The sequence below is a fragment of the Paractinoplanes rhizophilus genome, from assembly GCF_042664765.1.
Classification (GTDB): Bacteria; Actinomycetota; Actinomycetes; order Mycobacteriales; family Micromonosporaceae; genus Actinoplanes; species Actinoplanes rhizophilus.
Window position 1 is genome coordinate 272,948 of the sequence record NZ_JBHTBJ010000004.1, and the last position, 23,435, is coordinate 296,382.

The following is a 23,435-nucleotide window of genomic DNA, read 5'->3' on the forward strand; positions in this document are numbered from 1 at the left end:
TCGGGCGGGTGCGGGCGCTCTCACCCGGTGTAGACCGGGCCGGTGCCGCCACCCGGGGGCGAGCCGGCTGACGGAAGGTCCTCGGGATCCCTGATCTGCGCCGGAACGGGGGGCCGGGCCACCGCTCGCCCCGCCGCCGGATGCGCCGGCGGGCGCTCCTGCCCGATGGTCGGCGGCCACGTGTCCACGGCCGGCGCGACGGCCTCCGGCGGAAGCCCGGGCAGGCTCTCGCGCGGGGCGAGGCCGGCCCGGTGCAGCTTGTGCCAGCGCAGCCGGCCGCCGGTCAGCGCGGTCGTCGCCGACTGCATCAGCACCAGGTACATCAGCTGCCGGTAGGCGAACTGCTGGAGCGGCAGCCGCCACAGTGGGCGCATCGACTCCTTGTCGAAGCGGAACGCCACCGCCGCCGTGAACAACTGCAGCGCGAGCATGCCCAGCCAGGCGACCAGCGTCTCGTGCAGCTCCCAGAACACCAGGCCGTAGACGAGCATGATGTCGACGACCGGGGCGAGCATCGGCAGCGCCACCCCGAACAGGGCCAGGAACGGCAGTCCCACCCGGCCGAACCGGCCCGACGGTCCGGAGTCGAACAGCGACCGGCGGTGCTTCCACATCGCCTGCATGGTGCCGTAGCTCCACCGGTAGCGCTGCCGGTACAGCTGCTCGAGGGTGGCCGGCGCCTCGGTCCAGGCCTTCGCGCGCTCCTCGTACACCACCCGCCAGCCGGCCCGGCACAGCGCCATCGTGACGTCGGTGTCCTCGGCGAGGGTCTCGTCGCTGATCCCGCCGACCTCGGCCAGGGCCCGGCGGCGGAATCCGCCGATCGCACCCGGCACCGTCGGCATGCAGTCGAGCACCTCGTACAGGCGGCGGTCGAGGTTGAAGCCGATCACGTACTCGATGTGCTGCCAGGCGGCGACCATCTTCTCCCGGTTGCCGACCTTGACGTTGCCGGCGACCGCGCCCACGGCCGGGTCGGCGAACGCCTGCACCAGCATCCGGATCGAGTCCTTCTCGAAGACGGTGTCGCCGTCGACGGTCACGATCAGGTCGTGCTTGGCCAGGGCGATGCCGGTGTTCAGCGCGTTCGCCTTGCCGCCGTTGGGCACTCGCACCACCCGCACGTTGGGCAGCGCCATCCGCTCGACCAGCGCGGCGGTGCCGTCGGTGGAGCCGTCGTCGACGACGACCACCTCGATCCCGCCCGGGTAGTCGCCGCCGGCCAGCGAGCGGACGGCCGCCTCGATGCCCTCCTTCTCGTTGTAGGCGGGCACGATCACCGACACCGGCTCGGTCACCGGGGGACCCCAGCTCCAATCCGGCTTGCGGCGCTGCCGGGCGTGGCGCGTCGCGAGGAGCAGAAGCAGACACGTACGCCCGATGGTGAGCAGCCCGACGGCCAGGAACAGGGCCGCGATCAGCCACAGCAGACCGTCGGCGGCCCGGACCGTGCCGATCACCGCGGCCCCGCGCCATTCGTCGCTCCGGGGCGCGGGCGGATTCTCGGCCAGCGGCGGCACGGGGGTCGCGCCCTTGGCCTTGTTGCGCTGGGCGATGCTCTGGTTGAGGCCCTCGGTGACGGTGGTGAAGCGGTAGCCGCGGGCCTTCATCATCGGGATGAACTCGCGGAGCGCCTGGACGGTCTGCGAGCGGTCCCCGCCGGCGTCGTGGAACAGGATCACCGCGGACGTGTCGCCGGGCGGCGTGGCGTTGCGGATGATCTGGGGTACGCCGGGCCGCTGCCAGTCCTCGCTGTCCATGTCGTTGACGACCACCAGCAGGCCGCGCCGGCCGGCCTCCTGGACCAGCTTCCAGTTCACCTCGTCGATGGCGTCGGCCTTCGACGAGTACGGGAAACGCGCCAGGTTGGTGTGCACGCCGGTGGCGCGGGCGATCGCGACCTGGGTCTGCGACAGCTCGAGGGTGCGCCGCCACGGGGCGAGCCGCTGCAGGTTCGGGTGGGTGAAGGTGTGCAGTCCGAGCTCGTTGCCCTCGTCGGTGAGGCGCCGGGCGAGGCCGGGGTGGCGGGCCACCTCCGAGCCGATCACGAAGAACGTGCCGTGCGCGTCGTTCTCCCGCAGCACGTCGAGGATCCGCGGCGTCCAGGTGGGGTCGGGACCGTCGTCGAAGGTGAGCGCGATCGTGTGGTCCGGCATCCGGCTGCTGCTCTGCTGGCCGCCGGTGGTGTTGATGACCGGGCCGCCGCCGCGGATCGCCGGCGGCACGCCGTCCTGGTCGCCGACCTCGGTCTCGGCGTGGTCGCTGGTGAACTCGGCGTTGATGTACGCCTGGACGACCAGGACGCCGACGAAGACGGCGAGCAGGAGGGTGGCCAGCGCGACGCGGGGCTTGGGCAGCAGGCGGCGGCGGACCGGGCCGCGTGCCCGTCGCCGGTTGCGGGTGATCACGCGGCGGCCCCGGAGGCGGCCGGGTCGGTGGGCGGCGCCGGCGCGGCGGTCGACTCCGTCGGTCCGGAGCCGGACGCACCGTCGCCTTGACCGCCGGAGCTGGCCCCGTCACCGCTTGTTCCGCCGCCGCTGCCCGCGCTGCCGCCGCCTGTTCCGCCGCCGCCTGTTCCGCCGCCGCCTGTTCCGCCGCCGCCTGTTCCGCCGCCTGCGCTTGTTCCGCCGCCGGTGCCGCCCGATCCCGATCCCGTGCCGGTGCCGCCGCCGGTGCCGCCCGATCCCGTGCCGGTGCCGCCCGAGTCCGAGCCCGCGCCGGTGCCGCCGCCTGTTCCGCCGGTTGGTGGGACCGGCGGGATCGTCACGGGGGTGGTGGGCTGCGTGGTGGTGGGAGTCGTCGCCGGCGTCGCGGTGGTCGACTCGACCGGGTGGCTCGTCGTGGTGGTCGGCTGGGGCGTGCTCGTCGCCGTGCTCGGCTTGTGCGTGGCGCTGGTCGTCGGCGCGGTCGTCGGCGCGGTCGTCGGCGTGACCCTGGTCGATTCGAGGCGCGGAGCCACGGTGCTCGCCGTGCCGGTGCGGCGCGGCAGCGCGTCGGTGACGAACACCGGCGTCGGCGGGTAGCTCGGGTTCGGCGCCGGGGTCGGGCTGGGCCGGGCCGGCGCCTCGGCCTCGTGGTCGTCGAGGGCGGACTCGAGGCCGGGCAGCGGCAGCACGGCGCTGGAGCGCACCGGGCCGCCCGCCAGGCTCACGCCGATCAGGCCGCCGTAGAGCATGACCAGGCCGCCGAACCCGTACGCGAGCCGGCGCAGCAGCCGACTGCGGCGGCCGGTGGTGTCCACGAACACCGGGGCCGGCGGCGCCGCCGGGATCACCACCTCGGTGTCGGGGATGTCGCGCTCGACGAATTGCGGGTTCTTTGGCTCGTGCGAAGTCACGCGGCGAGCTTAAAAACATCTATCGGAATCTTGGGGGACCTCACTCCATGGGGGGATGGATGATCGCCACCGCTAAATCAACCGAAATGATGAGTGTGGACGTTTGACCAGATGGGCACCGGTGTGCGCGGTCGCGACAATGATCGCGCTGAGCTGCGGGAGAATGAACAACCCTCGCAGGTTACGCCAATTCACCAAACGTTCTCCTGTCGCATCAACGACACCTCCGGCGCCATTTCCGCGAAAGCGATTCACGACGCCATTGGTCGGCCTTATAGGCATACTTCCGGTATGTCCGATGTGGCGACGGGGCTTGATCGAAATTTGAAAGTTCGGAGGGCGACCCGTTGTGCCTGACATCGGAGGTCGTTAAGCTTCAAGGTGCGCGCCCCTATCGCCCGCTTCCCCCGTGGCAGGCGATCGGGGCGCGTCCTTATGTGCAGGCCCGGCCTAGCTCCTTCAAATCCAGCGCCCACCCAGCCACATGCGCGACGACCAGCTCTCGTACGAGATGAGTTGGCCCACGAATATCGGGTGGAAGTAGGCGAAGCAGAGCGCCACCAGCACCACGTAGGCGCCGACCATCACCGTCCCGATCAGCTGCCGATCGGTTCGGTCCTTGCCCGAGACGATCCCGGTCGACGGCGTCATGATCGCGCCGAGCACGTAGACGACGGCGAGGATGAGGAACGGCAGCGCCGGCATGACGTAGAACGAGAACATCGTCCGGCCGTCCTTCACCGCGTAGTAGAACCACGGCAGGATCCCGCCGAGCACCGGCAGCAGGATCGCCCAGGCGCGCCAGTCGCGCCGCGCAATGCCGAACCAGATCAGCGCGGCGAGGGCCGGCAGGAACGACCACCACAGGATCGGCGTCCCGAGCAGGATGATCTCGCGGGCGCAGCTGGGCGCGCCGCAGTTGCCGTTGTTGTTCCAGTAGAAGGCGACTGGCCGGCCGAGCAGCAGCCACTGCCACGGCCAGGATTGGTAGATGTGCCGCTCGGTGAGCCCGCTGTGGAAGTGGAACGCCTCGACGTGGTAGTGCCACAGGTTGCGCAGCGCCCCGATGACCGGCGGCTCGCTGAGCCCGTTGGCCTCGCGGTAGTGCCGGAAATAGCCGGTGTTCGTGACGAACCAGCCGGTCCAGGTCGCCAGGTACGTCACCAGGACGACCCACACGGTCACGATGCCCCAGCCGATGTCGCCGAAGATGCCCGCCACGATCGGCTGCCGGATGCCCGCCGAGCGGCGTGCCTGCCAGCGCCAGACCAGGATCAGCACGCCGAAGAACGGCAGGAAGAACAGCGCGCTCCACTTCACCCCGCAGGCCATGCCGAACAGCACGCCGGCGACGAGCAGCCACCACGGCACGATCCGCGGGATCGAGGCGGTCTTGCTCGGGTCGTACCCGTCCTCCAGCGCCCGCAGCAGCCGGCGCCGGTAGTGATCGCGGTCGAGCACGATCGCGGCGAAGCTGGCCAGCACGAACAGGCCGATGAAGATGTCGAGCAGCGACGTGCGCGAGAGCACCAGCTGGAAGCCGTCGAGCGCCATGAGCAGCCCGGCCGTGCCGGCCAGCAGCACCGAGTGGAACAGCCGGTACGCCACCCGGACCAGGATGAGGATCATCAGGGTGCCGGCCACCGCGGTGGGGAAGCGCCAGCCCAGCTCGTGGTTGCCGAACAGCATCTCGCCGAGCGCGATCAGCCACTTGCCCAGCGGCGGGTGCACGACGTACGCGGGGCCGTTGGTCTTCTCGTCCCACTCGACGCCGTGCTGGATCATGTCCCACGCGTCGGTCGGGTAATACACCTCGTCGAAGATGTACCCCTTGGGCTGGCTGAGGTTCTGGAACCGGAGGATCGCCCCGATCACCACGACGACGAGGGTCACCGCCCAGGAGTGCGGATTGAGCCAGTTGTCGAGGGTGGCCAGGCGCCGGCGGACGACCTCGGGCACGCCGCGCGCGCCGGTCGGTTCCGCGGCCGCGGAAGGCTCCGGAGTGAGTTCTGTCTCAGCTGTCGCCGTGGTCACCCCGCGATCCTAGGGCCTACTCCTGGGAAGCGATGTATGTGATGCACTTCCGTCGTGACTGCGAAAGAGAACGGCTCCGGCCGCGTGGTGCTGGCCGGGGCGCCGCTGGGCAACGTCGGCGACGCGTCGGCCCGGCTGCGCGAAGTGCTGACCTCGGCGGACGTGGTGGCGGCCGAGGACACCCGCCGGCTGGCGCGGCTCGCGCGCGATCTCGGCGTCACGGTGACCGGCCGGGTGGTGTCCTATTTCGAGGGAAACGACGAGCGGCGTACGCCCGAGCTGATCGAGGCCCTGGAGCGGGGCGCGACGGTCGTGGTGGTCACCGACGGCGGTATGCCGAGCGTCTCCGATCCCGGCTACCGCCTGGTGCGGGCCGCGCTCGACGCCGGGTTCCCGGTCACCGCGGCGCCCGGCCCGAGCGCGGTGACCACCGCCCTGGCGCTGTCGGGGCTGCCCAGCGACCGGTTCGTCTTCGAGGGCTTCCTCCCGCGTACCGGATCGCATCGCCGCTCGCGCCTGCGCGAGCTCGCCGCCGAGCCCCGCACGCTGGTCTTCTTCGAGGCGCCGCACCGGATCGCGGGGGCGCTGGCCGACCTGGCGACGGCGTTCGGCGCGGACCGGGCGGCCGCGGTGTGCCGGGAGCTGACCAAGACCTACGAGGAGATCCGCCGGGGCACGCTCGCCGAGCTGGCGCAGTGGGCCGCGGAGGGCGCGCCGCGTGGCGAGATCACGCTGGTGGTGGCGGGCGCGCCGGCCGGTCCGCCGCCGCGTCCGAGCGACGAGGAGCTGCGCGAGGCGGTCGCCGAGCGGGAGGCCGCGGGGTCGTCGCGCCGTGACGCCATTCAGGCGGTGGCCGACGATTTCGGCCTCAAGAAGCGCGAGGTCTACGGCCTCGTGCACGGTTCTCGATAGGCGCCGGCCTCAATAGGCGCCGATCAAAAATCCGACCAGCAGGAGTACGGGTCCGGCCAGGCTGGCCAGCACCGCGCCGCGTCTCGCCCGCCGGCTCTCGAGGCGGCGCGCGCCGGTGACGCCGGCTATGGCGTAGCCGCAGAACAGCACCAGGATGAAGCCGAGCAGCCAGCGGATCTGCAGCAGCGGGCTGGTGTTGCCGAGGTAGGCCCGCGGGCTGTCCGGGCTGACCATCCGGGCCGGCGAGACCGTGCCGGGGACGCGGTGGCCGGGACCGACGCCGAGCAGCGTCACCTGGGCGATCGTGTACCGGCCGTCGGCGGCGGTGAACCGGCCGGCGCAGTGCTGGGTGACGCCGGAGCTGGTGCAGGCGCTCACGGTCGCGTACCCACGGTCGCCGTGCCCCATGGCCAGCCAGAACGGCTCGGCGCTGACCCAGGCGAAGAACGCGGCGAGCAGGCCCAGCGCGATCAGCGAGGCGGAGGCGGCGACCGGGGTCTTGGGGGCGGCCCGGCGGGGGGCGCGGCGGACGCCGGCGTGCGCGGGCCGGTCCTCCGGGAGCGGCTCGAGGGCCTGCTCGGCGTCGGGATGCCAGAACGGGGAGTTCTCGAGGCGCTCGAGCCGGGCGTCGGTCTCCGGGTCGCCGGTGGCGCGCGGCAGCGGCTCGGTGGGGCGGGAACGGCGCGTCTGCCGGACCGGGCCGCGCTCGATCGGCGCCGGCGACTCGATGGGAACCGTGGGGCGGTTGCGGGCGCTGGGCTCGGGCAGGACCATCACGTCCGGCTCGGGTGGTTGCTCCGGCGCCGGCTTTTCCGCGGTCTCCTGTTCCAGCTTCTCCGCTGTTTCCCCGTCCAGCTTTTCCGCTGTTTCTCCCGCCAGCACCTTCCGCTCGGAGGTGGTTTCGACCGCCCAGGACGGCTTGGCCGGCGCCGCGTCGGGCTGGTCGGCCGCAACCTCGGCGGGCAGGTCGGCCGTGACCGTGGTGGGCTCATCGGCCGCGACTGTGGTGGGCTGGTCGGCCGCGACTGTGGTGGGCTGGTCGGCCGCGACGGTCGCGGCGGTGCGGCGTGCCCGATGTCCGGCCGGTGGGCGCAGCGGGTCGTACCGATGGGCGTCCACCTGGTCGTGGTGGCGTTCCATCGGCGTGGTCTCGGCCAGTTGCTCGGTCGCGTCGCGGAGCCCGGCCGCGTGCGCCTCGGCCGCCTCGCCGGTGCGCGGCGGCCCGGCCGCCTCGGGCGGCAGCAGGGTTCCGGTGCCGCCCGGGACGTCCTCGGCCCGGTGCTGCGCGGCGCGCCGGCGCGGGTGCCGGGACCGCCCGGTGGGCGGATCGGTGGGGCCGCGATCGGTCTCGCCGCGCCACCACCCCGGGCCGGGGTCGGAGAACGACCACGGGTTGCCCTCGGTGGAGGGCTTCTCCCCAGGTTGCGGCGTCTCTCCGATCACGGCTCCATTGGACTACGCCGGTGACCGGCGAGCACGCACTAATGGGGCGTGTCGTCATAAATGAGCATCTCGCCGTGGGCAGAAGCAATCCGTTCGCGGGCCGCGCCCGCCGCTCATTACTCTTGAGAACCATGAGTCACGTTCTCGCCGCGGTTGCCTGGCCCTACGCCAACGGCCCGCGCCACATCGGTCATGTCTCCGGCTTCGGGGTGCCCTCCGACGTCTTCAGCCGGTACATGCGGATGTCCGGCCACGACGTGCTCATGGTCTCGGGCACCGACGAGCACGGCACCCCGATCCAGGTGCAGGCGGACGCCGACGGCGTGACCCCGCGCGAGCTCGCGGATCGGTACAACCGGGTGATCGTCGAGGACCTGCACGGCCTCGGGCTGACCTACGACCTCTTCACGCGTACGACGACCCGCAACCACTACGCCGTGGTGCAGGAGCTGTTCACCGTCCTGTTCCGCAACGGGTACATCGTGCGGCGCACGACGCTGGGCGCGATCTCGCCGTCGACCGGGCGCACCCTGCCCGACCGGTACATCGAGGGCACCTGCCCGATCTGCGGCTACGAGAGCGCCCGCGGCGACCAGTGCGACAACTGCGGCAACCAGCTCGACCCCGAGCAGCTGATCAACCCGCGCTCCAAGATCAACGGGGAGACCCCGGAGTTCGTCGAGACCGAGCACTTCTTCCTCGACCTGCCGGCGTTCGCCCAGGCGATCGGCCACTGGCTCGACCAGCGGGAGAACTGGCGCCCCAACGTGCTCAAGTTCTCCCGCAACCTGCTCGACGACCTGCAGCCCCGGGCGATCACCCGGGACCTCGAGTGGGGCGTACCCATCCCCTTGGACGACTGGCGCGACCGCGCCGACAAGCGCATCTACGTCTGGTTCGACGCGGTGATCGGTTACCTGTCGGCCTCGATCGAGTGGGCCCGCCGCTCCGGCGACCCCGAGGCGTGGCGGCAGTGGTGGTCGGCCGACGGGCTGGGCAAGGACGCGCAGGCGTACTACTTCATGGGCAAGGACAACATCGTCTTCCACTCGGTGATCTGGCCGGCGCTGCTGCTGGGTTATTCGGGCGAGGGCGACAAGGGCGGCGAGCCGGGCGAGCTCGGCCGGCTCAACCTGCCCACCGAGGTGGTCTCCAGCGAGTACCTGACGATGGAGGGCAAGAAGTTCTCCTCGTCCCGCCGGGTGGTCATCTACGTACGCGATTTCCTGGAGCGCTACGACGCCGACGCCCTGCGATACTTCATCGCCGCGGCCGGTCCCGAGTCCACCGACACCGACTTCACCTGGGCCGAGTTCGTCCGCCGCAACAACGACGAGCTGGTCGCGGGCTGGGGCAACCTGGTCAACCGCTCGGTCTCGATGGCGGCGAAGAACTTCGGCGCGATTCCGGCGCCCGGCCCGCTGACCCCGGAGGACGAGGCCCTGCTCGCCGTCGGCAAGGCCGGGTTCGCCACGGTCGGCGAGCTGATCGGCAAGCACCGGCAGAAGGCGGCGATCGGCGAGGCGATGAAGGTGGTCGCCGAGGCCAACAAGTACCTCTCCGACCAGGCGCCGTGGAAGCTCAAGTCCGAGGCGGACAAGCCCCGCCAGGGCACCATCCTGCACGTGGCGCTGCAGGTGGTCAGCGACGCCAACACGCTGCTGACCCCGTTCCTGCCGCACTCCGCGCAGAAGGTGTTCGAGCTGCTCGGCGGCGCGGGCGTGCACGCGCCGATGCCGCGCATCGAGGAGGTCGACGACCTCGACGGCGGCCCGTCGTACCCGGTGCTGATGGGCGACTACGCGGTGGGCGCGAAGTGGGAGTCGGTTCCGCTGGTCCCCGGCACGCCGCTGGCCGCCCCGAAACCGGTCTTCCGCAAGCTGGACCCCTCCGTGGTCGACGAGGAGCTGGCCCGCCTCGAGGGCTGATCCCGACGCACTCGGCACCAACCTGAAGGGGCGCAATGCCCGCGGAGCGAAGCGGAGCCAGCTGACCATGCCTTCGACACCATCTCAGTCGCGCCGAGACAAGGATGCTCGCCGCCGCGGGGAGTTCCCCGCGGCGCCCGAGCCGTTGTCCGTGCCGGTCTTCGACAGCCACACCCACCTGGACCTGACGATCCAGGAGGCCGGGGTGCCCGGCGAGGGCGGCGGCGACCCGGTCGACGCGCTCATCGACGCCGCCGCGAAGGCCGGTATCGATCGGCTCGTGCAGGTCGGCGTGGACGTCCGGTCGTCGCGCTGGAGTGCCGATCTGGCGACCCGCCACGAGTCCGTTCTCGCGGCCGTCGCGATTCACCCGAACGAGGCGCCGGTCCTGCCGGCCGCCGGCCTCGACGCCGCGCTCCGCGAGATCGAGGCGCTGGCGGCCCAGCCTCGGGTGCGCGGCATCGGCGAGACCGGCCTCGACACGTTCCGGACCGGCGAGGACGGGCGGCAGGCGCAGGAGGAGAGCTTCCGGGCGCACATCGCGATCGCCAAGCGGTACGGCAAGGCCCTGATCATCCACGACCGGGACGCGCACCGGGACGTGCTGCGGGTGCTGGACGAGGAGGGCGCGCCCGACACGGTGGTGATGCACTGCTTCTCCGGCGACGCCGACTTCGCGGCCGAGTGCGTGCGACGTGGTTTCTACCTCAGCTTCGCCGGCACGGTTACCTTCGCCAGCGCCCGGGCCCTGCGTGCGGCGGCCGGGATCACCCCGGCCGGGCAGATCATGGTGGAGACCGACGCGCCGTACCTCACCCCGGTGCCGTACCGCGGGCGACCGAACGCCTCGTACCTGATACCGCTGACGGCGCGGTCCCTCGCCGAGACCCGCGGCGAGGACGTGGACACCCTGTGCGCCGCGATCTCGGCCAACGGCGAGCGCGTCTTCGGACCCTGGCGTTAGTCGTCCAGGACACGCGCGGCGACGCCGAGCGTCTCGCCGATGCGGTGCACCATGTCGGCGAACGTCCGGGGCGCCGCGTTCAGCGGGCCGCGCGACACGAACCGGACGGCCCACCCGGCGCCTTCCGCCACGTTGAAGATGCGGTGCACCACCCGGCTGCCGCGCGGGTCGGGCTCCACCGAGGTGACCCCGCGGTACCACCACTCGCCCTGCAGGGCCACCTCGCGGCGGTCCCGGTCGACCGTCACCGTCATCCGGCTGCCGTCCTTGACCACGTCGAAACTGTCGCCCTCGCCCGTCCCGGTCACCTCGCCGGTTTCGGTCACCTCGCCGCCGGCCGCCTCGCCGCCGACCGCCAGCGGCGAACGGCCCCCAGGTCGCACGTCCAGCAGCAGCTCGGCGACCCGATCCGGCGGCGCCTCCACCAGGGCGTGCAGTGCCAGCAACTCGGTCATTTCTGCTTTCTACCCCGTCGCGTCCAGCCCGGCGCGCCCGGCCGTAGGCTCTGACCTCATGGCTGACGCACTTCTCGGCCCGGCGGAGATCCGGGACCTCGCGGCGCGTCTCGGCGTGTCCCCGACCAAGAAGCTCGGCCAGAACTTCCTGCACGACCCCAACACGATCCGTCGCATCGTGGCCGCCGCGGGCCTGCGCCCCGAGGACGTCGCGCTCGAGGTCGGCCCCGGGCTCGGCTCGCTCACCCTCGGCCTGGTCACCGCCGTCCGCCACGTGCACGCGGTCGAGATCGACCCGAAGCTCGCCGCCGCGCTGCCGGCCACGGTCACGGCGGCGAATCTCACCGTGCACCCCGCCGACGCGATGCGGGTGACGGCCGCCGACTTCGACCCGCCGCCCACGATGCTGGTCGCGAATCTGCCGTACAACGTCGCCGTGCCCGTGGTGCTCCACCTGCTGGCCGGGCTCCCCACGCTCCGCGGGGGCTTGGTGATGGTGCAGAAAGAGGTGGCGGACCGGCTCACCGCCGGTCCCGGGTCCAAGGTGTACGGGGTGCCGTCGGTGAAACTGGCCTGGTACGCCGAGGCCCGCCCGGCCGGCAAGGTCCCGCCGGCCGTGTTCTGGCCGGTGCCCAACGTGGATTCCGGGCTGGTGGCGTTCACCCGCCGTACCCCACCACGGGATGACATCGACCGCGGTGCCGTCTTCGCGGTCGTCGACGCCGCCTTCGCCCAGCGCCGCAAGACCCTGCGCGCCGCCCTGGCCGGTTGGGCCGGTGGCGCCGCCGGCGCCGAGAAGGTGCTGGTGGCGGCCGGGATCAGCCCGCAGGCGCGGGGCGAGTCGCTGACCGTCGGGCAGTTCTCCGACATAGCCGCCGCGGCAAAACTGTCGGGCGTCGGCGGTAAGCTCAGCGCGTCCGGCAGACAGCCCGAGGAGGTGGACTCATGACGGCCGAACCCATCGGTGATGTCGTCTGGACCCCTGACCCCGTCAAGCAGCGACTTGCCGGCTACACCGTCGAGGACGTCTTCAAGCTTCCCGACGACGCCCCCCGCGTCGAACTCGTGGACGGAGTCTTGTTAGTGGTTCCCTCTCCGACCGGAGGACACCAACGGATCAATGTGAGACTGGTGGCATGGCTCGAGCGGAACCTGCCTGAAAGCTTCGAGTCGTTGCTCGCCGTGGGCGTGGCTGTCGATTACCGGAACACCCTCGAACCGGACGCCGTGATCCTGCGCAGCCCGGTCGACCTCGACCATCACTTCTACACGCCCGACCAGGTCGTCGTCGCGATCGAGATCGTCTCGCCGGGGACGAAACGCCGCGATCGGCTGGAAAAACCGCAGCTCTACGCCGAGACGGGAGTTCCGCACTACTGGCGTATCGAGCAGAATCCGGTGCACATCTTCGGCTACGACCTCGTCAAGGGTCGATATGAGCTCGTGGCGGATTCGGCGGACGAATTCGTGCTGAGCGCGCCGTTCGACCTCCGGCTGCCGATTCGGGAGATCACTCCGTGACGGAGGCGTGGGGGCCGGACGACGACGAGCCGCGCCGGCACAGCGGGCCGGTCCGGATACGCGTGCCAGCCAAGATCAATCTCCATCTCGGGGTGGGCCCGTTGCGCTCCGACGGGTACCACGAGCTGAACACCGTCTATCACGCGATCAGCCTCTTCGACGAGCTGACCGCGCGGCAGGGCGACACGCTCGCGCTGACCATGGAGGGCGAGGGCGCCGGGACGCTCGCGCTCGACGAGAGCAACCTGATCATCCGGGCCGCGCGGGCGCTCGCGGCGCGATGCCGGGTGCCGGCCCACGCGCGGCTGCACCTGCGCAAGTCGATCCCGCTCGCCGCCGGGCTGGCCGGGGGCAGCGCCGACGCGGCGGCCACGCTCATCGCCTGCGACCTGCTGTGGGGCACCGGCATGTCCCGCGACGAGCTCGCCGAGGTGGGTGCGTCGCTCGGGTCCGACGTGCCGTTCCTGCTGCACGGCGGCACCGCCCTGGGCACCGGCCACGGCGAGTCGGTCAGCCCGATCCTGGCCCGGCCCACCACCTGGCACTGGGTGGTCGCCCTCGCCGACGGCGGCCTCTCCACCCCCGAGGTGTACGCGAAGCTCGACGCCCTGCGGGAGAGCCCGTTCCCGCCCAAGGCGCTGGCCGGCGCCGACGAGCTGATGGGCGCCCTGCGCCAGCGCGACCCGGCCGTGCTCGGCGCCGCGCTCGGCAACGACCTGCAACCGGCCACCCTCGCCCTGCGCCCCGACCTCGCCGCCGTCCTCGACGCGGGCACCGAGGCGGGCGCCCTGGCCGCGCTGGTCTCCGGCTCCGGGCCGACCTGTGTCTTCCTGGCCGCCGACGCCGGCCACGCCGAACGCATGGCGGCGACCCTCAACGACGCCGGCGTCTGCCGCGACGCGCTGACCGCGCGGGGGCCGATGCCGGGCGCCCGCATGGTCTGATCGAGTGTGCGGCGCGGCGTGACTGCGCGGGCCTCATGCCGGACGCCGCAAGGTCCGATCGGCGGGTGCGGAGGCGGTGACCGCGCGGGGGCCGATGCCGGGCGCCCGCATGGTCTGAGCGCCCGGGTAGCCTTGGGGCATCGTGGCCAACATCATTAATCTCGACCGGGTCAGCAAGGGTTATGGCGCCGCCGGTCAGCTGCTCACCGACGTTTCTCTAGGGCTGGACGACGACGCCCGGGTCGGCATCGTCGGACTCAACGGGGCCGGAAAGTCCACCCTGCTGCGGATGCTCGCCAAGAGCGAGGAACCGGACTCCGGCCGGGTCACCCACCGCCGCGACCTGAAGGTTGCGTCGCTGCCCCAGACCCTCACGCTCGCCGCCGAAGCCACCGTGCGGGATGTCGTGCTCGGTACCGCCTGGCTGGAGCACGGCATGGGAGCCGAGCACGAGTGGGCGGGGGACGCGGGCGTGCGCGCGATCCTCGACGGGCTCGGGATGGGGCACCTGGGGCTCGACACGCCGGTGGGCCCGATGTCGGGTGGCGAGCGGCGGCGGGTGGCGCTGGCCGCGCTCCTGGTGCGCGACAACGACCTGCTGATCCTGGACGAGCCGACCAACCACCTCGACGTCGCGGGCGTCGACTGGCTGGCGCGCTACCTGCTGACCCGGCGCGGGGCGTTGTGCGTGGTCACGCATGACCGGTGGTTCCTCGACGCGGTGTGCACGGCGACCTGGGAGGTCGTCGACGAGAAGGTTTACGCGTACGAGGGCGGATATGCCGCCTGGACGCTGGCGCGGGCCGAGCGGCAGCGGGTCGCGGCGGCCATCGAGGCGCGGCGGCAGAATCTGCTGCGCAAGGAGATCGCGTGGCTGCGGCGCGGGCCGCCGGCGCGTACGTCCAAGCCGCAGTTCCGGATCGACGCGGCCAACGCGCTGATCGCCGACGTGCCGCCGGTGCGCGACACGGTGAGCCTGCAGCGGCTGGCGGTCACCCGGCTCGGCAAGCAGGTGTACGACCTCGAGGGCGTGACGCTCACGGCGGGCGCCAAACCGATCCTCGACGACCTCACCTGGCAGGTCGGGCCGGGCGACCGGATAGCGATCCTGGGCGCCAACGGGGCCGGCAAGACCACGCTGCTGCGGTTGCTCGCGGGCCTGTCCACCCCGGCCGGCGGGCGGCTGGTCACCGGGTCGACGGTGCGGGCGGCGTTCCTCTCCCAGGAGCTCAGGGAGCTGCCGGGGGAGCTGCGCCTGCTCGAGGCGGTCGAAGAGGTGGCCAAGCGGGTCCGGCTCGGCGACCGGGAGCTGTCGGCGGGGCAGCTCGCCGAGGTGTTCGGCTTCACCGACAAGCGCATCTGGACGCCGGTCGGCGACCTCTCGGGTGGCGAGCGGCGGCGGCTCCAGCTGCTGCGGCTGCTCGCGGCCGAGCCCAACGTGCTGCTGCTCGACGAGCCCACCAACGACCTGGACACCGACACCCTCGCGGCGCTGGAGGACCTGCTCGACTCCTGGCCGGGCACGATGATCGTGGCCTCGCACGACCGGTACCTGGTCGAGCGGGTCACCGACACGGCGTACGGGATGTTCGGCGACGGGCGCCTCGTGCACCTGCCGGGCGGGGTCGAGGAATACCTGGCCCGCGCGGCGACGCGCCTGACGCCAGGCGTACCGGAAACTCGTGCGCAGCAAGCGCAGAGCGCGACGGGCCTCTCCGCGGGTGAGGTGCGCCAAGCTCGCAAGGATCTGGCCCGGCTGGAACGGCAGCTCGGCAAGCTCGAGGAGCGGATCCTCAAGATCAACGAGTCGCTGGCCGAGCACGGGGCCGACTACCAGAAGATCATCGAGCTGGAGGCGCAGCTCAAGGCGGTCCAGGAGGAGCGGGGGCAGGTCGAGGAAGCCTGGCTCGAGCTGGCCGAGCGAGTGCCGGAAAGCTGAAGCGGGGGGTGTGCCTGCGCCGGTTCCGGGGATACGCGAGAATCGGCGTGGACAACACCTGACCTTGGAGACGGACACCATGGCGCACAACCCCGTCAATCACCACCTGCGGCCGCTGTACCGCGCTGTCGGTTTCCTCGCCGGCGCCTACCTGGTCCTCTTCGGGATCGTCGGACTGATCCAGACGTCCGGCGAGGACGCCACCGGCGCCAACGACAAGCTTGTCCTCGGGCAGGGCGCCAACCTGCTCCTGTCGATCATCATGCTGGTCGTCGGCGCGATCGTGGTCATCGCGACCGTCATCGGGCGCAACCTCGACACCGCCGCCGACAAATACCTCGGCTGGGCCCTGCTCGTCCTCGGCACCTACGGGCTGGCGTTCAGCCGCACCGACGCCAACGTCTTCGGGCAGGACATCCGTACGGTGATCGTCACCTACATCGTGGGCCTCGCGCTGATCACGGTCAGCCTGTACAGCAAGGTCGCGCCCGCCGCCGAGGCCGGCGCGCCCCGTCAGGTCCGCGAGGGGCGCACCGCCTGAGAGCCGCGCCGCTAGCGGGTCTTGCGCGTCAGCAGGGTCGGTTTCGGCTCGAGATGAGACAGGCCGTTCCACGCCAGGTTGACCAGGTGGGCGGCCACCATCTCCTTCTTCGGCTTGCGCGCCTCCCGCCACCACTGACCGACCAGCGCCACCATGCCCACCAGCGCCTGCGAATACAGCTCGGCGAACTTCGGATCCAGGCCCCGGCTCTTGAACTCGCCGCCCAGGATGTGCTCCACCTGGTGCGCCACGTCGTTCATCACGCTCGAGAAGGTTCCGGCCGGCGACAGCACCGGCGACTCGCGCACCAGCACCCGGAAGCCGTGCGGCTCGTCCTCGATGTAGTCCAGCAGCGCCAGCGCGGCCTGCTCCAGCAGCTCCCGCGGATGGCCGGCGGTGAGCGCGGCGGCGATGCGGTCGAGCAGGGCACGCACCTCGCGGTCCACCACGACCGCGTACAGGCCCTCCTTGCCGCCGAAGTGCTCGTACACCACCGGCTTGGACACCTTGGCCCGGGCCGCGACCTCCTCCACGCTGGTCGCGTCGAAACCGCGCTCGGCGAACAACTGCCGCCCGATCGCGATCAGCTGCTCCCGCCGCTGCGCGGCCGACATGCGCACCCTGGGGGTCGCCGCCGGCCGCTGCCGCCGCACGCGATGCTCCTCGCCGCTGCTCTCGCCAGTCTCGGTCACCTGGCCATCCTGCCAGTTGTGCCCTTTGTCCGACTCCCCCGTGGCGGCGGTCACGCCTTCGTCATCTTCGCGGACAGCCGCTCCATGTTCGGCCACTTCACCGCGGAAGCGGCGCCCATCTTCTCGAAAAGCCAGATCACCCGGGCCGAGATGTCGATCTGCCCGCGCAGCACACCGTGCCGGGCGCAGGTCGGGTCGGCGTGGTGCAGGTTGTGCCAGGACTCCCCGAACGAGACGATCGCGAGCGGCCAGAAGTTCGACGCCTTGTCCCCGTTGCGCACCTCGAACGGGCGCTCGCCGTACACGTGGCACACCGAATTGATCGACCACGTGATGTGGTGCAGCAGGCCGATCCGCACGATCCCGGCCCAGAAGAACGCAGTCACCGCGCCCTGCCAGGACCAGGTCACCAGGCCACCGATCAGCGCCGGGCCGAGCGTCGAGAAGATCACCAGCGCCGGGAAGAGCTTGTCGACCCGGTTGATGTCCTTGTCGGCGAGCAGATCCGGCGCGAAACGCTCCCGGTTGGACAGCTCACGGCTGAACATCCAGCCCATGTGGGCGAACCAGAGACCCTTGGTCAGCGCCCAGTAACCCGTGCCGTACCGCCACGGCGAGTGCGGGTCGCCCTCCTGGTCGCTGAACATGTGGTGCCGGCGGTGATCCGCCACCCACTGGATGATGTTCCCCTCGATCGCCAGCGAGCCCGCGAGCGCCAAGGTCACCCGGAGCCAGCGCTTCGCCTTGAACGAGCCGTGCGTGAAGTACCGGTGGAAGCCGACCGTGATGCCCAGCCCGGAGACCACGTAGAAGACGGCGCCGATGGCGACATCGGTCCACGACAGCCAGCCGCCCCAGGCAACCGGCACGGCCGCGAGCACCGCCAGGAACGGGACCACGACGAACGCGTACAGGGCGATGAGAACGCCGCGGGACTGCGGGCCCTCGGTCAGTGGCTTGGGCGCGGCCTTGGGCGCGGCCTCGACGGTGGAAGTCATGACACCTCGCTGAACTTGGGGACGGGCGCTGATGCGGGTTCGGGGGAGATCAATTACTTACGCCTACGTCACCGTAACTTACGCCACCGTAGCCGTAGGCGCACGTGGTCCGCGGGGTTGGAGCGAAATCTTCTTTGGCACATCTACGGCCTTACAACCGAGCGTAATCCCGTTCTAATGTAGGGACATGACTACAGAGATGGGGAGTGGCGATCTGATGAACGGGGATCCGCGGAGGGAGGAGGCACGGCGGTTGCGTGTCGACCCCGGGATGTCGTTGTCCGAGTTGATGAGGCACTTCGGGGTGGGTAGCGCCACGCTCACCGACTGGCTGCGGGGGATCGAGCCGCCCGAGTGGACGCGCCGGCCGAACGCCAAGGACCATCTACGGCGCAAGGCCGTCGAGCTGCGCCAGCAGGGATGGTCGGTGCCTGACCTGGCCGCGGAGATCGGCGTGGCCAAGTCGACGGCGTGGTCCTGGGTGCGGCACATTCCGCTCGACTCGGACGCCGAGCGTGCACGGCAGAAGCAAGAGCATGCCGCGCTCATGAATGCCCGCCGATGGGATGCGTTGCGCGCGGAGCGCGACCGGCGCGAGAGCGAGGAGCGGGCACGGGCGGTCACCGACCTGGGCGAGATCACCGAGCGCGACATCCTTCTCGGTGGGGCGCTGGTCTACATCTGCGAGGGCGCGAAGTCGAAGCCATGGCGGCGCCTCGATCGGCTGAAGTTCATCAACAACGATCTGCGCCTGCATCGCCTGTTCCTGCGGTTCCTCGCGGCGCATGGCCGGGCGGCCGACTCGTTGCGCTATCGCGTGCACATCCACGAGACGGCCGACGCGGAGGCGGCCGGCGACTGGTGGGCCGAGCGGCTGAGCGTGCCGCGCGATCAGTTCGAGCGGCCGACGATCAAGCGGCACAACCCGGCGACGAAAAGGATCAACGTGGGCGATGACTACCACGGCTGCCTCTGCATCACCGTGCCCCGATCGCGCGAGTTGTATTGGCGAGTGGAGGGCGTCATGGATGCTCTTGAATCACGGGGATAGTAGGTTCTGTGGGTCGGCGGCCACGCGCTAGTGTGGCGATCGAACCAATCGCCTGTGGTGTAATTGGCAACACGGCTGACTTTGACTCAGCTATTTCAGGTTCGAGTCCTGACAGGCGAGCTTTCCTGTGGTATAGGCCGGATCCGTTCGGCCCGCGGTTGAACTGACGCCGCGTCCCACTGCGATCAATGGAGTTCCGCGTGAGCCAGGCCCCTCGTCGTACCGTCGTTGTTCTTGCTGCCGGGGAGGGCAAGCGGATGAAATCCGCCACTCCCAAGGTGCTGCATCCGCTGCTGGGACGCACGCTGCTCGGGCACGTGCTGGCCGCGGCGGGGGCGGCCGCGGCGGAGCAGACGGTCGTGGTGGTGGGGCACAAGGCCGAGGCGGTGAGCGCGCACCTGGCCGAGGTGGCGCCCGCCGCGGTGCCGGTGTTGCAGGCCCAGCAGAACGGTACGGGTCATGCGGTGCGGATCGCGCTGGACGCGGTGCCGGACGCCTCGGGGACGCTGGTGGTGCTGAACGGCGACGTGCCGCTGCTGCGTGGTGAGACGGTGGCCGCGCTGATCGAGGCGCACGAGTCGGCCTCGCGGGCGGCGACGGTGCTGGCCGCGGTGGTGGACGACCCGGCGGGGCTGGGGCGGATCGTGCGGGATGCGGCCGGCGGCCTTTCGCGGATCGTGGAGGAGCGGGACGCTTCGGCCGAGGTGCGGGCGATTCGGGAGATCAACGCGGGGATCTACGCGTTCGATCTGGCGGCGTTGCGGGAGGCGCTGGGCAAGCTGTCCACGGACAACGACCAGGGCGAGGAATACCTGACGGACGTGTTCGGGCTGCTGGTCGAGGTGGGTAGCCCGGTGGGTGTGTTCGTGGCGGCCGACGCCGAGGAGACGCTGGGCGCGAACGATCGGGCGCAGCTGGCGGATCTGCGGTCGCGGCTGCGCGATCGGGTGAACACGGCGTGGATGCGGTCCGGTGTGTCGATCCTCGACCCCGCGACCACCTGGATCGATGTGACGGTGACGCTTGAGCCTGACTCGGTGGTCGATCAGAATTCGCAGCTGCGGGGGACCACCTCGGTGGCTTCGGGCGCGGTGATCGGGCCGGACACGACGTTGATCGACACCGTGGTTGGTGCGGGCGCGTCGGTTCTGCGTACGCACTCGATCGGGGCCGAGGTGGGCCCGGAGGCGACGGTGGGTCCGTTCTCGTTCCTGCGACCGGGTACGCGGATGGGCCGTAAGTCGAAGGTCGGGGGGTTCGTCGAGACGAAGAACGCCGAGTTGGGCGACGGCGCGAAGGTGCCGCACCTGTCGTACGTGGGCGACGCGTCGATCGGGGCGAAGGCGAACATCGGCGCGGGGACGATCTTCGCGAACTACGACGGGGTCAAGAAGAATCGGACGACGGTGGGCGAGGCGGCTTTCGTGGGGTCGGACACGGTGCTGATCGCCCCGGTGGAGGTCGGGCCGGGCGCGTACGTGGCCGCGGGCAGCGCGATCGGGTCGGATGTGCCGTCCGGGAGCCTCGGCGTGACGCGGGCGCAGCAGCGCAACGTGGAGGGCTGGACGGCGCGGCGCCGGCCGGGGACGGTGTCGGCGGAGGCCGCCGAGCGGGCCGCGGGCGAGGCCTCGGAGGCCGAGTAGGCGAAGGTCGCGGCGGCGCTGGCGAGGTCTCGGAGGCCGAGTGGGCGAAAGGTCACGGGTCGGGCCGCGTGAGGCATCCCACGCGTTTGGGCTCGGGGGCATGGCAAGTCGGTGGCCTCGGGGGATACTTCAGGTGACTACACCCCCTCGATCCAACGGGAGCAGCGAGCCGATGGGCAGCATCGTCGCGGAGAACCGTAAGAGCCTGATGCTTTTCTCCGGCCGGGGTTTCCCGGAGTTGGCGGAGGAGATCGGCCAGGTGCTGGGCGTGGCGCCGACGCCGTCGGACTCGTACGAGTTCGCGAACGGCGAGATCTTCGTCCGCTACAAGGATTCGGTACGTGGTTCGGATGCCTTCGTCGTGCAGTCGATGACGGAGGGGGTGAACCGGTGGGTCATGGAAACGCTGATCATGATCGACGCGTTGAAGCGTGGGTCGGCGAAGCGGATCACCGTGGTGCTGCCGTTCTACCCGTATGCGCGGCAGGACAAGAAGCACCGGGGGCGGGAGCCGATCTCGGCGCGCCTGGTGGCGGATCTGCTGAAGACGGCGGGGGCGAACCGGATCCTGACGGTCGACCTGCACACGGCCCAGATCCAGGGCTTCTTCGACGGTCCGGTGGACCACCTGTTCGCGATGGACATCCTGGCCGAGCACGTGGAAAAGAAGTTCGCGGGCCGGCCGTTGACGGTGGTGGCGCCCGATTCGGGCCGGGTGCGGGTGGCGGAACGTTGGACGGACCGGCTGGGGGGCTGTCCGCTCGCGTTCATCCACAAGACGCGTGACCCGTTGAAGCCCAACCAGGTGGTGGCGAACCGGGTGGTCGGCGAGGTGGAGGGCCGGGTGTGCCTGATCGTCGACGACATGATCGACACCGGCGGGACGATCGCGAAGGCCGCCGACATCCTCTTCGACCAGGGCGCGGCCGATGTGATCGTCGCGTCGACGCATGCGCTGCTGTCCGATCCGGCGACCGAGCGCCTGAAGAACAGCCGGATCTCGGAGCTGGTGGTGACCAACACGCTGCCGCTCCCACCCGAGAAGCGCCTGGACAAGATCACCGTGCTGTCGATCGCGCCGCTGCTGGCCCGGGCGATCCGCGAGGTCTTCGACGACGGTTCGGTGACGACTCTTTTCGGCGGGCTGAGCTGAGCTGACTGTTGAACACCCCGCTTAGGACGTGGCGTCGGGGGCAGGTAGGATAGTGCGGTTGCCACGGCGAGGGTGCCCCGCGGTCTGCTGAGGTTCGCAGCCGCTCGGAGGCACCGTGATCGACGCGGTGCTCCGGGCCTGTGCCCAGCGCGCCTTCCCTTGCCCGGCAGCGCCGACGAACGGCCGAGAGGCCGTGCGCCACTGCCGGACCCAGCAGCCCGCCGACTTACGACGCAGCCCGATCGAAGAGTTTCAGGAGTTTCCCCGTGTCCGAGGTAAAGATCAGCGCCGAGCCCCGCACCGAGTTCGGCAAGGGTGGTGCCCGCCGCACGCGCCGGGCCGGTTTGGTGCCCGCCGTGCTTTACGGCCACGGCGAGAAGCCGCAGCACATCGCGCTGCCGGCCCGAGAGTTCGCGGCTGCCATCCGGCACGGCGGGCTCAACCAGGTGTTCACGATCGACATCAACGGCGCGCCGGGCACCACGCTCGCGCTGCCCAAGGCGATCCAGCGCGACCCGATCAAGGAAACGTACGAGCACGTGGACCTGCTGATCGTGAAGCGGGGCGAGAAGGTCCAGGTCGACGTCCCGGTGACGCTGGTCGGCGAGGCCGCCCGCAACACGCTCGTGGTGAGCGAGTCGACGACGCTGTCGATCGTGGCCGAGGCCATGCACCTGCCGTCGGGCTTCGAGGTCTCGATCGAGGGCCTCGAGGCGGGGGCGCAGGTGACTGCCGGCGACGTGACGCTGCCGAGCGGCACCGAGCTGGCCGTCGAGCCCGACTTCGTGCTGGCGATCATCTCGCAGGCGCAGACCGCCGAGCAGCTCGAGGGTGGCGAGGCCGCCGAGACCGAGGCCGGCGCCGAGGAGACCGAGGCCGCGCCCGCGGAGTAACGCGCCCGCCGAGTAAGCGGAGCAACCAAGCCGGCAGTGATCAGGGAAAGCGCCCACGAGTGGGCGCTTTCCCTGACGTGTATGTGGAGGGCCTGTGAGCGACGAGTCGCCGTGGCTGGTGGTCGGCCTGGGCAACCCGGGCAAGGAGTACGCCCGCAACCGGCACAACGTGGGTTTCATGGTGGCCGACCTGCTGGCGTCCCGGGTGGGTGCGAAGTTCGGCCGGGCCAAGCGCGCGCAGGCCGAGATGGCCGAGGGCCGGCTCGGGTTCGGCGGCCCCAAACTCGTGCTGATGAAGCCGCTGACCTACATGAACCTCTCGGGTGCTCCGGTGGTCTCGCTGGCCCAGTTCTTCAAGGTGCCGGTTTCGCACGTGATCGCCGTGCATGATGAGCTTGACGTGCCGTTCGGGCAGGTGCGTGCCAAGCGGGGCGGCGGTGAAGGCGGCCACAACGGGTTGCGGTCGATGTCGAAGTCGCTGTCGAGCAAGGAGTACGCGCGGGTCCGGTTCGGGATCGGGCGTCCGCCGGGCCGGCAGGATCCGGCGGATTACGTGCTGTCCGATTTCTCCGGCGCGGAGCGTAAGGAGTTGGAGTTCCTCGTCGACCGGGCCGCGGACGTCGTGGAGGCGATCGTGCTCGAGGGCGTCGAGTGGGCGCAGAACAAATACCACGGCGGTTGATCTCGTGGGGCCGGAACAGCAAGATCCTTTGAGGGGTTTTGTCCGTCTTGTGATCCCGTGACGCTGGCCGCCGTCCGTGCGTTGGTCACACGTACGCACCGCTCGGTGCGACGGTGCCGGCGCGACGGGGGGAGGGTTTCGGGTGCAGCAGGACACGGCCGAGGGGTCTCTGACCGAGCCGACCATGCTCCTGCCGGAGATCCGTCCGGCCGTGGCCCCGGAGGGATACGGCCCGGCGAATCACCCGCCGGCCAACCACGGACCACGGCCGTCCCGGCCATCGGACCGCCGGCCGGGACGAAACG

Annotated in this window: 20 protein-coding genes and 1 tRNA gene; 14 read left to right on the top strand and 7 right to left on the bottom strand. The window is 70.9% G+C overall.

Annotation, left to right across the window (positions count from 1 at the left end; all coding sequences use genetic code 11):
• Positions 1 to 20: 20 nt before the first annotated feature.
• The 3 genes from ACFQS1_RS08845 to ACFQS1_RS08855 all read right to left on the bottom strand — a co-directional run bounded on the left by ACFQS1_RS08845 (position 21) and on the right by ACFQS1_RS08855 (position 5,371).
• Positions 21 to 2,405, bottom strand: a complete 2,385-nt coding sequence (locus ACFQS1_RS08845; RefSeq protein ID WP_378965778.1) for a bifunctional polysaccharide deacetylase/glycosyltransferase family 2 protein — start codon at positions 2,403 to 2,405, stop codon at positions 21 to 23.
• The gene (locus ACFQS1_RS08850) at positions 2,405 to 3,337 is read right to left on the bottom strand and encodes a hypothetical protein (RefSeq protein ID WP_378965709.1); all 933 of its coding nucleotides are present in this window, start codon (positions 3,335 to 3,337) and stop codon (positions 2,405 to 2,407) included. Before ACFQS1_RS08850 ends, ACFQS1_RS08845 begins: the two co-directional genes overlap by 1 nt.
• A gap of 459 nt (positions 3,338 to 3,796) precedes the next feature.
• Positions 3,797 to 5,371, bottom strand: coding sequence for a dolichyl-phosphate-mannose--protein mannosyltransferase (locus tag ACFQS1_RS08855; RefSeq protein WP_378965710.1), 1,575 nt, complete (start codon positions 5,369 to 5,371; stop codon positions 3,797 to 3,799).
• A 54-nt stretch (positions 5,372 to 5,425) separates the two neighbouring features.
• Between ACFQS1_RS08855 and rsmI the strand changes: the two genes are divergently transcribed.
• Positions 5,426 to 6,283: a 16S rRNA (cytidine(1402)-2'-O)-methyltransferase gene (gene rsmI / locus ACFQS1_RS08860; RefSeq protein ID WP_378965711.1), complete on the top strand. Its 858-nt coding sequence runs from the start codon at positions 5,426 to 5,428 to the stop codon at positions 6,281 to 6,283.
• A 9-nt stretch (positions 6,284 to 6,292) separates the two neighbouring features.
• Here the strand turns inward: rsmI and ACFQS1_RS08865 are convergent, their stop codons facing one another.
• Positions 6,293 to 7,726 (bottom strand): hypothetical protein, encoded by a 1,434-nt coding sequence (locus ACFQS1_RS08865; protein ID WP_378965712.1) that lies wholly within the window; start codon positions 7,724 to 7,726, stop codon positions 6,293 to 6,295.
• 131 nt (positions 7,727 to 7,857) lie between these two features.
• Between ACFQS1_RS08865 and metG the strand changes: the two genes are divergently transcribed.
• Both metG and ACFQS1_RS08875 read left to right on the top strand, forming a co-directional pair.
• Entirely contained in the window at positions 7,858 to 9,654 is a 1,797-nt protein-coding gene (gene metG / locus ACFQS1_RS08870; protein ID WP_378965713.1) for a methionine--tRNA ligase, read from the top strand.
• A 67-nt stretch (positions 9,655 to 9,721) separates the two neighbouring features.
• Positions 9,722 to 10,618: a TatD family hydrolase gene (locus ACFQS1_RS08875; RefSeq protein WP_378965714.1), complete on the top strand. Its 897-nt coding sequence runs from the start codon at positions 9,722 to 9,724 to the stop codon at positions 10,616 to 10,618.
• On the opposite strand, the gene ACFQS1_RS08880 is transcribed toward ACFQS1_RS08875, so the two are convergent.
• Complete coding sequence (locus ACFQS1_RS08880) at positions 10,615 to 11,073, bottom strand: hypothetical protein (RefSeq protein WP_378965715.1); 459 nt, start codon at positions 11,071 to 11,073, stop codon at positions 10,615 to 10,617. The genes ACFQS1_RS08875 and ACFQS1_RS08880 overlap by 4 nt on opposite strands.
• A 58-nt stretch (positions 11,074 to 11,131) precedes the next feature.
• Here ACFQS1_RS08880 and rsmA point away from each other — a divergent pair, with 58 nt between their 5' ends.
• The 5 genes from rsmA to ACFQS1_RS08905 all read left to right on the top strand — a co-directional run bounded on the left by rsmA (position 11,132) and on the right by ACFQS1_RS08905 (position 16,018).
• Positions 11,132 to 12,022, top strand: coding sequence for a 16S rRNA (adenine(1518)-N(6)/adenine(1519)-N(6))-dimethyltransferase RsmA (gene rsmA / locus ACFQS1_RS08885; RefSeq protein WP_378965716.1), 891 nt, complete (start codon positions 11,132 to 11,134; stop codon positions 12,020 to 12,022).
• Positions 12,019 to 12,594 carry a Uma2 family endonuclease gene (locus ACFQS1_RS08890; RefSeq protein ID WP_378965717.1) on the top strand — a complete coding sequence of 192 codons (576 nt, stop codon included), beginning with the start codon at positions 12,019 to 12,021 and terminating at the stop codon, positions 12,592 to 12,594. The genes rsmA and ACFQS1_RS08890 overlap by 4 nt, the downstream gene beginning before the upstream one ends.
• Positions 12,591 to 13,538 (top strand): 4-(cytidine 5'-diphospho)-2-C-methyl-D-erythritol kinase, encoded by a 948-nt coding sequence (locus ACFQS1_RS08895; RefSeq protein WP_378965718.1) that lies wholly within the window; start codon positions 12,591 to 12,593, stop codon positions 13,536 to 13,538. Before ACFQS1_RS08890 ends, ACFQS1_RS08895 begins: the two co-directional genes overlap by 4 nt.
• A gap of 142 nt (positions 13,539 to 13,680) precedes the next feature.
• Positions 13,681 to 15,477, top strand: a complete 1,797-nt coding sequence (locus ACFQS1_RS08900; protein WP_378965719.1) for an ABC-F family ATP-binding cassette domain-containing protein — start codon at positions 13,681 to 13,683, stop codon at positions 15,475 to 15,477.
• A gap of 79 nt (positions 15,478 to 15,556) precedes the next feature.
• Positions 15,557 to 16,018, top strand: coding sequence for a DUF4383 domain-containing protein (locus tag ACFQS1_RS08905; protein WP_378965720.1), 462 nt, complete (start codon positions 15,557 to 15,559; stop codon positions 16,016 to 16,018).
• A gap of 11 nt (positions 16,019 to 16,029) precedes the next feature.
• On the opposite strand, the gene ACFQS1_RS08910 is transcribed toward ACFQS1_RS08905, so the two are convergent.
• Together ACFQS1_RS08910 and ACFQS1_RS08915 are read right to left on the bottom strand one after the other, a co-directional pair.
• Positions 16,030 to 16,632: a TetR/AcrR family transcriptional regulator gene (locus tag ACFQS1_RS08910; protein ID WP_378965779.1), complete on the bottom strand. Its 603-nt coding sequence runs from the start codon at positions 16,630 to 16,632 to the stop codon at positions 16,030 to 16,032.
• A 128-nt stretch (positions 16,633 to 16,760) separates the two neighbouring features.
• On the bottom strand, positions 16,761 to 17,708 hold the full coding sequence (locus ACFQS1_RS08915) for an acyl-CoA desaturase (RefSeq protein ID WP_378965721.1): 948 nt from the start codon (positions 17,706 to 17,708) through the stop codon (positions 16,761 to 16,763).
• Between the two features lie 187 nt (positions 17,709 to 17,895).
• Between ACFQS1_RS08915 and ACFQS1_RS08920 the strand changes: the two genes are divergently transcribed.
• The 6 genes from ACFQS1_RS08920 (at position 17,896) to pth (ending at position 23,130) form a co-directional block, all read left to right on the top strand.
• Entirely contained in the window at positions 17,896 to 18,759 is an 864-nt protein-coding gene (locus ACFQS1_RS08920) for a helix-turn-helix domain-containing protein (protein ID WP_378965722.1), read from the top strand.
• Between the two features lie 48 nt (positions 18,760 to 18,807).
• Positions 18,808 to 18,879: transfer RNA gene (locus ACFQS1_RS08925), tRNA-Gln, on the top strand.
• Between the two features lie 137 nt (positions 18,880 to 19,016).
• Positions 19,017 to 20,402: a bifunctional UDP-N-acetylglucosamine diphosphorylase/glucosamine-1-phosphate N-acetyltransferase GlmU gene (gene glmU, locus ACFQS1_RS08930; protein ID WP_378965724.1), complete on the top strand. Its 1,386-nt coding sequence runs from the start codon at positions 19,017 to 19,019 to the stop codon at positions 20,400 to 20,402.
• A 172-nt stretch (positions 20,403 to 20,574) separates the two neighbouring features.
• Positions 20,575 to 21,555 carry a ribose-phosphate diphosphokinase gene (locus tag ACFQS1_RS08935; RefSeq protein WP_378965725.1) on the top strand — a complete coding sequence of 327 codons (981 nt, stop codon included), beginning with the start codon at positions 20,575 to 20,577 and terminating at the stop codon, positions 21,553 to 21,555.
• Positions 21,556 to 21,821: 266 nt separating this feature from the next.
• Positions 21,822 to 22,448 (top strand): 50S ribosomal protein L25/general stress protein Ctc, encoded by a 627-nt coding sequence (locus tag ACFQS1_RS08940; RefSeq protein ID WP_378965726.1) that lies wholly within the window; start codon positions 21,822 to 21,824, stop codon positions 22,446 to 22,448.
• 94 nt (positions 22,449 to 22,542) lie between these two features.
• On the top strand, positions 22,543 to 23,130 hold the full coding sequence (pth, locus tag ACFQS1_RS08945) for an aminoacyl-tRNA hydrolase (RefSeq protein ID WP_378965727.1): 588 nt from the start codon (positions 22,543 to 22,545) through the stop codon (positions 23,128 to 23,130).
• Positions 23,131 to 23,435: the final 305 nt, after the last annotated feature.

Coding starts and splice junctions, on each gene's coding strand:
- metG (WP_378965713.1), top strand. CDS start 7,858: ATGAGTCACGTTCTCGCCGCGGTTGCCTGGCCCTACGCCAACGGCCCG.
- ACFQS1_RS08875 (WP_378965714.1), top strand. CDS start 9,722: ATGCCTTCGACACCATCTCAGTCGCGCCGAGACAAGGATGCTCGCCGC.
- ACFQS1_RS08880 (WP_378965715.1), bottom strand. CDS start 11,073: ATGACCGAGTTGCTGGCACTGCACGCCCTGGTGGAGGCGCCGCCGGAT.
- rsmA (WP_378965716.1), top strand. CDS start 11,132: ATGGCTGACGCACTTCTCGGCCCGGCGGAGATCCGGGACCTCGCGGCG.
- ACFQS1_RS08890 (WP_378965717.1), top strand. CDS start 12,019: ATGACGGCCGAACCCATCGGTGATGTCGTCTGGACCCCTGACCCCGTC.
- ACFQS1_RS08905 (WP_378965720.1), top strand. CDS start 15,557: ATGGCGCACAACCCCGTCAATCACCACCTGCGGCCGCTGTACCGCGCT.
- ACFQS1_RS08910 (WP_378965779.1), bottom strand. CDS start 16,632: ATGTCGGCCGCGCAGCGGCGGGAGCAGCTGATCGCGATCGGGCGGCAG.
- ACFQS1_RS08915 (WP_378965721.1), bottom strand. CDS start 17,708: ATGACTTCCACCGTCGAGGCCGCGCCCAAGGCCGCGCCCAAGCCACTG.
- ACFQS1_RS08920 (WP_378965722.1), top strand. CDS start 17,896: ATGACTACAGAGATGGGGAGTGGCGATCTGATGAACGGGGATCCGCGG.
- glmU (WP_378965724.1), top strand. CDS start 19,017: ATGAAATCCGCCACTCCCAAGGTGCTGCATCCGCTGCTGGGACGCACG.
- ACFQS1_RS08935 (WP_378965725.1), top strand. CDS start 20,575: ATGGGCAGCATCGTCGCGGAGAACCGTAAGAGCCTGATGCTTTTCTCC.